Annotated in this window: 9 protein-coding genes; 5 read left to right on the top strand and 4 right to left on the bottom strand. The window is 42.7% G+C overall.

Annotated elements, in window-relative coordinates; genetic code table 11:
• Nucleotides 1–56 precede the first annotated feature (56 nt).
• The 3 genes from ACFSRY_RS17520 to ACFSRY_RS17510 all read right to left on the bottom strand — a co-directional run bounded on the left by ACFSRY_RS17520 (nucleotide 57) and on the right by ACFSRY_RS17510 (nucleotide 3,180).
• Complete coding sequence (locus tag ACFSRY_RS17520; protein WP_377510886.1) at nucleotides 57–722, bottom strand: hypothetical protein; 666 nt, start codon at nucleotides 720–722, stop codon at nucleotides 57–59.
• Nucleotides 723–829: 107 nt separating this feature from the next.
• Entirely contained in the window at nucleotides 830–1,423 is a 594-nt protein-coding gene (locus ACFSRY_RS17515; protein WP_377510883.1) for a hypothetical protein, read from the bottom strand.
• A gap of 182 nt (nucleotides 1,424–1,605) precedes the next feature.
• Complete coding sequence (locus ACFSRY_RS17510) at nucleotides 1,606–3,180, bottom strand: peptide MFS transporter (RefSeq protein ID WP_377510880.1); 1,575 nt, start codon at nucleotides 3,178–3,180, stop codon at nucleotides 1,606–1,608.
• Nucleotides 3,181–3,397: 217 nt separating this feature from the next.
• Here ACFSRY_RS17510 and pckA point away from each other — a divergent pair, with 217 nt between their 5' ends.
• The 4 genes from pckA to ACFSRY_RS17490 all read left to right on the top strand — a co-directional run bounded on the left by pckA (nucleotide 3,398) and on the right by ACFSRY_RS17490 (nucleotide 7,502).
• Entirely contained in the window at nucleotides 3,398–5,014 is a 1,617-nt protein-coding gene (pckA, locus tag ACFSRY_RS17505; protein WP_377510877.1) for a phosphoenolpyruvate carboxykinase (ATP), read from the top strand.
• Nucleotides 5,015–5,159: 145 nt separating this feature from the next.
• Nucleotides 5,160–5,876 (top strand): 16S rRNA (uracil(1498)-N(3))-methyltransferase, encoded by a 717-nt coding sequence (locus tag ACFSRY_RS17500; protein ID WP_377510874.1) that lies wholly within the window; start codon nucleotides 5,160–5,162, stop codon nucleotides 5,874–5,876.
• Between the two features lie 22 nt (nucleotides 5,877–5,898).
• Complete coding sequence (locus ACFSRY_RS17495) at nucleotides 5,899–6,564, top strand: DUF4159 domain-containing protein (protein ID WP_377510870.1); 666 nt, start codon at nucleotides 5,899–5,901, stop codon at nucleotides 6,562–6,564.
• Between the two features lie 65 nt (nucleotides 6,565–6,629).
• Nucleotides 6,630–7,502 carry an FkbM family methyltransferase gene (locus ACFSRY_RS17490; RefSeq protein ID WP_377510867.1) on the top strand — a complete coding sequence of 291 codons (873 nt, stop codon included), beginning with the start codon at nucleotides 6,630–6,632 and terminating at the stop codon, nucleotides 7,500–7,502.
• A gap of 11 nt (nucleotides 7,503–7,513) precedes the next feature.
• On the opposite strand, the gene ACFSRY_RS17485 is transcribed toward ACFSRY_RS17490, so the two are convergent.
• Nucleotides 7,514–8,032 (bottom strand): hypothetical protein, encoded by a 519-nt coding sequence (locus ACFSRY_RS17485; protein ID WP_377510864.1) that lies wholly within the window; start codon nucleotides 8,030–8,032, stop codon nucleotides 7,514–7,516.
• Between the two features lie 140 nt (nucleotides 8,033–8,172).
• Here ACFSRY_RS17485 and smc point away from each other — a divergent pair.
• The coding region (gene smc / locus ACFSRY_RS17480) for a chromosome segregation protein SMC (RefSeq protein WP_377510861.1) at nucleotides 8,173–11,613 on the top strand (3,441 nt) is incomplete at its 3' end.

Raw genomic sequence — 11,613 nt, 5'->3', positions numbered from 1 at the left:
CAAAAGGCCGGGGTTGTACAACCCCGGCCTTTTGTTATTTATAATGACTACTCTTTTTAGAGATTTCTGATTTTGATGGTAATATCATGTGGCGCAACCTCGTCACCTCCAAAGTATGGGTACAACTGATAACCTGAACCTTTACCATTGCAACCCCGTGCCAAAATAGCTTCCCCTACTCCTGCTACTTTGAAAATATAATTGGTCCCATCCAGAATAAGCTCATATTGGTAAGCTTTGTCAATAGAGACAGTACCGATTAATTCAGATGCTCTTATACCATTTCGGTAAACATAGGCATGTATTTCCAAAGCATTGTTAAACCATCTCCACCCAAACCTGGCACTATTGGTTTGATGATGAGACCCACAGTCAGACATGCCATATAATTTATTGATGTCTGCCTGATTGACAGGATCAACAGTCTGATAAATAGCAGACCTATCAAATAAGGCTTCGAACTTGAGACTGCTAGTGCTTAAAGACTTAAATCCAGAATTACTCGAAGAATGCTGGCCCTTTTTAATGAGGTAGGTTGTATAAGAAGTAGTTTGTCCTCCTTTTCTGGCATCTTGTGAAACACTTAGTCCGCCATCAATGGACTTGACAGGGTCAGAATTAGGTTCTACATCTAAGGAAGCGTCTTTTTCGCAGGAAGCTAGTAACAGCACAAATGACAACGCAGCGGCTGTTACTCTGATAGATTTTCTGAAAGTTAGCATAGTTGATTAATTAGTGGTGTATTATTGATTACCAACTTCAAAGCCAATCTCACAAACTCAATTACGCAAACCTTTTATTTAGGATCTATCAAATATATATTTATATTTTACAGCTCCTTCAGATAAATTTTTATATTATGTGGTGCAACCTCGTCACCTCCGAAATAAGGATACAACTGATAACCTTCCCCGGGCCCACTACAATTCCGAGGTTTGCTTACCTTCACATCATTAAGTATAAACACATACTCATTATCCTCCAGCCTAAGCTGATATAAGTACGGTTTATTGAGTTCTACAGTAGTGATTAGCTCAGATGAGCGCTGCTTGTTAAAATAAGTATAAGCATGAATTTCTAATCTACTGTTATACCATCTCCACCCAAATCGTGCACTGTTCGTATGGTGCTGTGTGCTACAGTCGGAAAGACCATACAGTTTGTTTATGTCAGCCTGGTTAGCAGGATCAACAGTTGTATAAACAGCAGAACTGTCGAAGGTTGCTTCAAAGCGGATAAGGGAAGTACTTAGCTTTTTAAAGCCGTTGTTAGAATCGTGTTTGCCTTTGCTGATAATGTAGGTTTCTTTATTCTGCTGAGAAACTACAAGATCATCTACGGCATTAATTACCTCACAGGAAGATAAGGATATCAGAAAAACAGACACAACAAATTTGTGCAACTTTGTAAAGGTTACATACATAAGGGCTAAAAGTTGAATTTTTAAAATGGCGAATCAATAATATATGGCTTCCTGTAAAGGAAACCAATATAATTTGCACGTCAACATTTTAGCGCACTCAAAAAGTTTAATTTCTTAAAACAAAAAAAAGCACCTGCTCACTAGAACAGGTGCTTTATAATTATATTTTACTAAAATATAAATTAATGAATTCCGTGCATCCATTTACGCATAAGCGGCGTCAGGATTAAAGCCAGAACAGCAAACCCAAAGGCCACGTAAGCAATTTGTTCAAACACGCTGGTATAAACCAATAGCGATGCCATTCCGGAAACCTCCTCTTCACCACTACCGCTCACTGACGTAAGCTTCGCAATGATACCTGCAATATGGTGAGCAAAAGAGGAAGAAAGGAACCAGATACCCATGATAAAGGCCACTATCTTCTTAGGAGAAAGCTCCGTTACCTTAGAAAGACCAACCGGAGAAATAAATAACTCACCAGTAGTGATGAACAGGTAACCTAAGATCAGGAACCAGATAGAAACGCGTCCGTCAGCATCAGCATAGTTTGCGCTCCAGGCAAAAACCAGGAATCCAAGGCCTAATTGAGCAATACCTAGTGCAAACTTTACAGGCGTGAATGGGTTTACTCCCTTTTTAGATAAAGCAAGCCACATAGCTGAGAAAGGAAGTGCAAACAAAACGATAAAGAATGGGTTAATAGAATTTGTTTGCGCAGCGTTCATGAAGGTCAGGTTCACGTTACGCTCTGCAAAAAGCGTAAGCGAAGAACCAGCCTGCTCAAAGAAGGACCAGAATACAGTGATAAAGAACGTAAGAAGAATAACAACTATCAGACGCTGACGCTCTACTTTATCTACCTTTACAAGGTTGTAAATTAAAATAAGAGCAATAGCAGGAAGCAACGCATAATACATAGCGTAGTCAATCAGATGACCGTCAAACTCAGTAGAGCCTATTCCTGGTAACTCCAATATACCCTGAAACAGCAGAATACCAAAAACAGGCAATGTAAGCACCGTGATGATGGTCACCCATGTACCTCTTGCTATACCAGCAACTTTTTCTTTTACTGCAGCTGGGTTTGGAGGTAAACCATTTTCACCGAATACACCTGTTCTGGCACCATTCCAGAACATTATCAAACCGATTAACATACCTACACCAGCCGCTCCGAAGCCATAGTGCCATCCATAGGTATACCCTAGCCAACCGCACACTAAAGGCGCAAGCATCGCTCCGATGTTAATACCCATGTAAAAGATAGTGAAACCGGCATCACGTCTAGCATCACCCTGCTTGTAAAGCGTACCAACAAGCGTAGAAATATTTGGTTTAAAAAAGCCATTACCAGCAATCAAAAGAGCAAGAGCTCCGTAGAAGAACACGGGGTGCTCAACAGCTAGTGCGAAGTGGCCTATAGCCATCAAAACAGCCCCCAGCATGATCGCTTTTCGGTAGCCCAGTAATTTATCGGCAACCATACCACCAATTACTGGGGTTGCATAAACTAAGGCACCGTAAGCTGCGTAGATACCAAATGCGACACTATCACTAAACAAAAGGTCGTTCACCATGTATAAAACCAACAAGGCGCGCATACCATAAAAGCTGAAGCGCTCCCAAAGTTCAGCGAAGAACAGATAGAACAATCCTTTCGGATGTCCAAACATTTCTGGGCCTGTCGGGTCCGCACCTATCGGGGCATTATGCTCCGTTATTTTATCGGTGACAGTATGTTCTCTTAAAGACATAGATGTAAATTAGTTGGTTGTTTAGATTATTTTAGCAAACAAAGAAAGTAAATATATCAGTTTAAATGCACTCTGACAAATATTTTATAGCACTCCCACACATTTTGTACCAGTCTGACAATATTTCCTAAACAAGATATATTGATATACTTTTTTTATATTTTTGTACCATACTTATGTAGCTAACCGTTCATTTTTAAAAACCCAAAAATTTCAAATGAAAGAATCTGGAGATAAATCTAACGCAGTAGGTCTTGAAAGCTTAGGCATCAAGGAGGCTAAAGAGGTTCTTTGGAACCTGACCCCTGCCGAGCTGGTGGAGGAAGCCATCAAAAATGGTGAAGGCGTACTGACTGACTCGGGCGCTCTTATGTGCGACACCGGCAGCTTTACCGGTCGATCCCCAAAAGACCGTTTTATTGTGAAGGATGCTAAAACAGAAGATACTGTTTGGTGGGGCGACATCAACATAGGTTTCGACCCGGAGAAGTTCGATCAGCTACAGGAAAAAATGATCGACTTCCTGAAGGATCGTAAGCTGTACGTGCGCGATTCTTATGCGGGCGCTCACCCCGAGTACAGGTTAAACCTGCGTATCGTTAATACACAGGCATGGCAGAACCTGTTCTGCAATAACATGTTCCTGCGTCTTACCAAAGAGCAACTGAAGGACCACAAACCGGAGTTCACTATCATTTGTGCTCCTGAGTTCAAAGCTAATCCTGAAGTAGACGGAACACGCCAGGAAAACTTTGCCATCATCAATTTCACGAAGAACATGATTCTTATTGGTGGAACTGGTTATGCCGGTGAGATGAAGAAGGGTATTTTTGGTGTTCTTAACTACATACTACCACAGGAGCGCCAGACACTGTCAATGCACTGCTCTGCAAACGTTGGCAAGGAAGGCGACACCGCCATCTTCTTTGGTTTATCAGGAACTGGTAAAACAACTCTTTCTGCTGACCCTGATCGTGGTCTGATTGGAGATGATGAGCACGGCTGGACCAAGGACAGCGTGTTTAACTTTGAAGGTGGATGCTACGCTAAAGTTATTGATCTGACGCATGAGAAGGAGCCTCAGATCTGGGATGCAATCAAATTTGGCGCTATTGTAGAGAACACACGCTTCTACGAAGGAACCCGCACAGTTGATTATACCAATAACTCCGTTACAGAGAATACACGTACGGCCTATCCAATTTACCATATAGATAATGCCTTTGAGCCGTCCAGAGCAGATATACCAAAAAATATCTTCTTTTTGACAGCTGATGCGTTTGGTGTGTTACCTCCGATCTCTAAGCTGAACACAAGCCAGGCTATGTACCATTTCATCTCTGGTTATACTGCAAAAGTAGCTGGAACAGAAGTGGGCGTAACGGAGCCTCAGACAACTTTCTCTGCCTGCTTCGGGGCAGCATTCCTTCCGCTTCACCCTACTAAGTATGCTGAAATGTTGGGTAAAAAGATGGAAGAGAATAATGTAAATGTGTGGCTAGTGAATACCGGCTGGACAGGCGGTCCTTATGGCACTGGTTCCCGTATGAAGCTGCCTTACACACGTGCCATGATTACAGCTGCTCTTAACGGTCAGCTGGATAACGTGAGCTATGTGAAGCATCCTGTATTTGGTGTAGAGATACCAACTTCATGCCCTAACGTGCCTTCAGAAGTTCTTAATCCACGCGATACCTGGAAAGACAAAGAAGCATATGATGCTAAAGCACAGGATCTTGCTTCTAAGTTCATCAAGAACTTCTCGAAGTATTCGGAATATGCCAATCAGTCAATTTTAGCTGGTGCACCTCAGGTAGAGGTTTCAATAGACTAAGTTAAAGTAAAATAAAGAAAGCCTTCCTGTTATAAACGGGAAGGCTTTTATTTTTGCCTTGCCGCTACCCATTATTAGTATCGGTAACCGTATAAAGACAAAGGCTTCATATCCTAGTAAACTAAAAAGTAAAAAATAATTCAAAGTGCACCTGTTTTATACTCCAGATATCAACTCTGACTTCTATACGCTTTCAGAGGAAGAATCCAAGCATTGCACCCGTGTACTCCGCTTGCAACATGGCGATACTGTTTATTTGGTTGATGGTGTCGGTGGAATGTATACAGCCATCATACAGGATGCTCATCAAAAGAAATGTAAGCTACAGATCATAGATAAGCAGATTGAGTACGGCAAGTTACCCTATATCACACACATTGCAGTAGCTCCTACAAAAAACATGGACCGTATGGAATGGTTTGTTGAGAAAGCTGTTGAAATAGGTGTAAGTGAAATTACTTTTCTACTATGTGAACACTCTGAACGGCGAAATCTTAGGCTGGACAGGATGGAAAAGATTGCCGTTAGTGCCATGAAGCAGTCACAGAAAGGGTACATGCCACTTCTGAACGATATGACTCCTTACCACTACTTCGTGCAGAAAGCTGTACCGGAAGCAACTTTTATCGCTCATCTTGAAGACGATGCGACCAAAAGCATAAAGGACTACTACAGCTTCGGACAACCGTACTGCATATTAATAGGACCTGAAGGAGACTTTTCGCCTTCAGAAATAAAGTCTGCGTATGAAGCAGGTATACGTCCTGTTACACTCGGTAATAGCAGGCTAAGAACAGAAACGGCTGCTCTGGTAGCTTGCCATACTTTAAATGTACTGCACGACATATACGCTCCGTTATAGGTATAAGCGATTTAATTTCCATATGAAGAAATACCTTTTCACCCTGCTGCTTATTGTTGCGCTGGTGCCAGCAACTTTTTCCCAAAACTATAGCTTCAAAATCGCCAAGCTAAAGTATAATGGAGGAGGTGACTGGTATGCGAACAAAACCTCTCTTCCCAACCTGATACAGTTTTGTAACCAGAACCTCAACATGAACATTGCGAGCGAGGAGGCAGTGGTAGAGGTAGGTAGTCCGGAAATTTTTAGCTATCCTTTTGTTCATATGACCGGCCATGGCAATGTGGTTTTCTCAGATACAGAAGCACAGAACCTAAGGAACTACCTTTTAAGCGGAGGTTTTCTTCATATTGATGATAACTACGGGTTGGACAAGTACATCAGGAAAGAAATGAAAAAAGTTTTTCCGGAGTATGACTTCGTAGAACTACCTTACGACCACCCTATCTACCATCAGAAATATGATTTCCCTAACGGACTGCCAAAGATACACGAGCACGACAATAAACCTCCTCAGGGATTTGGCATCATACACAAAGGCCGTCTTGTTTGTTTCTATACCTATGAAACTGATTTAGGTAATGGTTGGGAAGACCAGGAAATCTATAACGACCCAGAACCAATCAGGCAGCAGGCGCTACGCATGGGAGCAAACATTATAACCTATGCCTTGGTAAGCTTTCTTTAAGCACGACGTTTAGCAAGCTTGTTTACAATTAATTTTTACCCTTACTTGCTTCCAAAAGGAAAGCCATGTTCACTAAACTCTTAAAAGCTAAATTCAACCTTCTTGTAGACAGCGGCTATAAAAAGAAGTTACGCCAGGACATACTTTCCTATTATGCTCAGGTTCCGGAAGAGGAACTAACTTCTGAGCAAAAAGAAGCTTTACACTTCCTCCGCCATAACCGACTTCATGTTTTCCCGCATTCATTTACGGAAAAGTATAAAAACAAGGAGGTTGAGGTGATATTGGATAAGTTTCTTGGCTTGAGATACATTAACCACGAAGGTAAAAAGCTATACTTTAAAAGAAGCTGGGGTGTAAGAAAGATAAAAAGAAGCTATACATACCTGCTACTGGAGCAAGATCCTAAGTCTCCTCACCTTTACCTGACAGATAAGTATACTATAGCAGAGGGTGATGTGATCGTTGATGCAGGCGCTGCTGAAGGCAATTTCTCGCTAAGTGTCGTAGAGAAAGCTAAGAAGTTGTATTTATTTGAAACGGATTCTGAATGGATAGAAGCCCTGGAGGCCACCTTTGCTCCCTGGAAAGAGAAAGTAGAGATCGTGAACAAGTTTGTCAGTGATAAAAACGATGAACAGCATGTTTCTCTTGATCATTTTTTTGAAGAAAAAGGTACAGTTGATTTTATAAAAGCAGATGTGGAAGGTGCTGAGGCTGATTTATTAACCGGAACACAAACGCTTCTTAAAACAACGCCTCATCTTAAAGTGGCCATAACAACTTACCACAAACAACAGGATGAGGAAGAAATAGCGGCCGTATTAAAAGATTATGGCTTCAGAACCAGTTACTCTGATGGGTATATGATTTTTATGTATGATGAGAACATCAGGCCTCCCTATTTCAGGCGGGGATTGATTCGGGCAGAAAAATAAGTTGATATATCTTAGCTGTACTTCCTGTTAAAGATCTCTGTTAAGATAACAGCATCCCGAACGGTAGCAGGATTCTTTAATAGTGCGGCATAAGGGTTGGTTGGCTGCTTTCTCTCCTCCTGCTCATATACTTTAAAAGCCTTCTCTCTTTTCATTGCTGAGTTTTTTGCAGCTTCAATCGCCTCAGCTCGTTTCTCCCACGATAGCGCTCTGGGAGCTACGTCTTCATAGTTGTTATACTTTCTTTCTGGTACTAAGACGGGTGCTAATGGAGGTACATTCCCCCTTACCTCTTCCCTTGCGGATTCTATCACTGCTTTTCCTTTCTCGGCCTTAGGTTGAAGCTCCCGCAGAATATCTTCAAAAGAAGTAACAGGTCTATTAGGAAAATCCTGATCCACACGCTTTCTTTTCGGCTGCGGCAACTCCTCCTCATCCTCTCCAGGCGATTTAAAAGCTTTACGCCACTGTGTAAGCAGAAAATAAGCTACAGCTGCCAGTATATAAAGAATGATCTTAAAATCGTCCATGCCGGTTGTGGTTTTACCAAATATATAAAAACAAACTAATTATTATAAGAATGTCTGTAATTAAAGCTCTCCTTTAAACGCATACATTAAATAATTACTCTTATTTTTGAAACTGGATTGAAGAGTTTCCGCGAACGCGAATGCAAGTATCAAGATTAGAAATAAAAGGGTTCAAAAGCTTTGGCGACCGTGTCGTTATAAATTTTGACAACGGGATTACAGGTATAGTTGGTCCGAACGGATGTGGCAAGTCTAACATTGTAGATGCCATTCGTTGGGTGCTCGGAGAGCAGAAAACAAGGAACCTGCGCTCCGATAAAATGGAGAACGTGATCTTTAACGGCTCCAAAACCCGCAAACCAACCCAGATGGCGGAGGTTTCCATCACCTTTGACAACAACAGGGGAATTCTGCCAACAGAGTATTCCCAGGTAACTGTTACCAGAAAGTACTACCGTACCGGCGACAGTGAATACTTGTTGAATGGTGTACCCTGCCGCCTGAAAGACATCAATGAGCTGTTCCTGGATACAGGGATCGGCTCTGACAGCTATGCCATCATCGAGCTAAAGATGGTAGATGAAATTCTGAACGATAAGGAGAATTCACGACGTTTGCTGTTCGAAGAGGCTGCGGGTATTTCCAAATTCAGGGTTCGTAAAAAGCAGACGCTTAAAAAGCTGGAAGAAACGGATGCTGACCTGGAGCGCGTAGAAGACGTGCTTTTTGAGATCGGCAAGAATATGAAAACCCTGGAGCGCCAGGCTAAGCAGGCTATTAAATACTTCCAGTTAAAAGAAGACTATAAGAAGCATAGCCTGGAGTATGCCCGAAGGAATATCTCGCAGTATCAGAACACACTGGAGCGACTGCAGCAGGATGTACGGCAGGAAACAAACCTGAAAGAGGGCTATGTAGCTACTGTTACGGAAGCAGAGGATGCGATCGCTGACCAGAAAGAAGAACTAAACAACACACAGCAGGAACTGGCTGAAAGCCAGAAGACAATGCAGGTGCAGACGGCTAAACTCCGTCAGCTGGAAAACGACATAAAGCTAAAGGCAGAACGTAGCAATTTCCTGCAGGAACGTATGCAACAGCTTCGCCAGCAAATAAGTCAGGATACCGCTAACCTGGACCATACCCAGGAAAGTATCCTTGAGCTGCGTGATGAACTGATGGAGGTGCAGGATAAATTTGCTGTGGCCGAAGAGCAGGTGGCAGAAATGAAGGAGCAGCTTCAGGAGGCCAATGAGCAGAAAGCAGAAATTCAGGAAGGGTATCAGGAGCTACTCCAGAAGCACAAGGCTAAACAGAATGAAGTATACCAGCTCAGCAAATCACTGGAGATAGGCCAGGTTCAGATCCAGAATATAAACCAGGAACTGGAGAGGCTTCAGAACCAACAGTTGAATGCTGATGAAGAAGGCCGGATCCTTCAGGAGCAGTTACAGGAGGCACAGGAAATTCTGGAAGAAAAAACATCGGAGTTAGTAAGGCTTCAGGCGAATGAGGAAACTCTACAGCAAAATATTGAAGCTACTGAGCAGGGCATTGAAGAGCTTAAAGCACAACTGGTAGAGCTAAACCGTTCCCTTGACTCCCGGCAAAACCAGTATAACCTGACAAAGTCCCTGGTAGAGAACATGGAAGGTTTTCCGGAAGCTATCAAATTCCTGAGTAAATCAGATGAATGGAAAAAGCCTGCCCCTCTCCTTTCTGATATTCTGGCATGTGAGGCTGAGTATAAACCACTTATTGAAAGCTACCTGGAGCAATACATGAACTACTTTGTAGTTGATGAGCTGCAGGATGCAGTGGAGGCTATCAGCTTACTTAAGAGCCAGAATAAGGGAAGGGCTAACTTTATCATACTTTCTGAAATTGAAGAACTGGAGCCAACAGCAACGTTCAGCGAAGGGAAATTAAAGGCAGCTTACGAGGTAGCATCAGCTGACAAGAAGTACAGCAGTCTGATGAAATACATGCTCCGCAACGTCTACATCAGCGATGACTCCGAAGATGAACTGTACGGCAGTGAATACAAGACCATCATTCTGAAAGATGGTAGCGCTATACGTAAGCCGCTGAGTTTATCGGGTGGTTCCGTAGGAGTTTTTGATGGGAACAGGTTAGGGCGAAAGCAAAACCTGGAGAAATTAGAAGCTGAAGTAAACGATTTGCAGAAGCAAGCCGATCTTTTACAGAGTCGTGTTACCACGCAAAACCGGATTCTGCTAAACCATAAAAACGAATCACAACGCGAAGCCATCAAGCTACTGGAAAAAGAAGTTGCGAAGCAACAGCAGGACCTCCTGACCGTGCGTATTAAACACGAGCAATACCAGCAGAACCTGAAGAACTTCGATCAGAAGAGAGATGAACTGCAGGAAAGGTTGGTTGAGCTGCGCGAGCAAACACTGGAGGTATCGCCGCAGGCAGAAGCCGATATAAAGGAGCTCCAGCGCCTGGAGCAGGAAATAGCTGCTGTCGCCACACAGGTAGAGCATCAACAAGAACAAATTACCATCATCTCTGGCAGATACAATCAGGAAAATATTCAGTACCACCAACTCAAGAACCGCTTCAGCAGCTTACAGCAGGAGATAAGTTATAAGCAGAAAACAGTTGAAACGAACCAGGAGCGGATACAAACTTTAAAAGCTGAGTTAGCTAAATCAGAGGAAGAAAAGGAGGAAACCACTGCTTTTATAGAAGAAAATGAAGCAGTAGTGGAAACAATGGCAGATGCCCGTCATGAATTTGGATTGGCACTGGAAGAGATCGAGAAGAAGTACTTCAGCCTCAGGGGTGAGTTGGATGAAAAAGAAAAGACCATCCGTGAACTCCAGCGTAAGCGCCAGAACAGTGATGAGCTTCTTATGCGCATGCAGCAAACTATTAATGATACCCAGATAAAACTGGTATCTATACAGGAACGTTTGGCTGCAGAGTTTAACATCTCTACCGAAGAATTCACCGCTGCTCCCCCTGAATCAAATGAGCTTATTCCGCTTACTGATGATGAGTTGAACAAGCACATCGCCTCAGTTAAATCATCTTTAGACAAAATGGGCCCTGTGAATGCTATGGCAGCAGAAGCCTATGCAGAAATAGAGGAGCGTAATCAGTTTATTACCGAGCAGCGCGATGATCTTATAAATGCTAAAAACACTCTTATCGATACTATTAATGAAATCGATACAGTGGCAAAGGAGAAGTTTCTGGATTCTTTTGAACAGATAAAGAACAACTTTAAACTGGTGTTCAGAAGCCTTTTCACAGAAGAAGACAACTGCGACCTGGTGATTACTGATCCAAAGAATCCACTGGATTCTAAAATAGAGATCATGGCCCAGCCAAAAGGGAAGCGCCCTCTCACCATCAACCAGCTGTCAGGTGGCGAGAAAACCCTAACCGCTATTTCCCTGCTGTTTGCTATTTACCTGTTAAAGCCTGCCCCATTCTGTATATTTGATGAGGTAGATGCTCCTCTGGATGATGCGAATATTGACAAGTTCAATAACATTATCCGTAAGTTCTCTGATGACTCTCAGTTTATTGTGGTAACGCACAACAAA

Origin of the sequence: Pontibacter locisalis (genome assembly GCF_042684605.1) — a bacterium.
In the GTDB taxonomy this organism is placed as follows: Bacteria; Bacteroidota; Bacteroidia; order Cytophagales; family Hymenobacteraceae; genus Pontibacter; species Pontibacter locisalis.
Note: the sequence above shows the minus strand (reverse complement) of the source record. Positions and strands in the feature narration are given on the sequence as shown.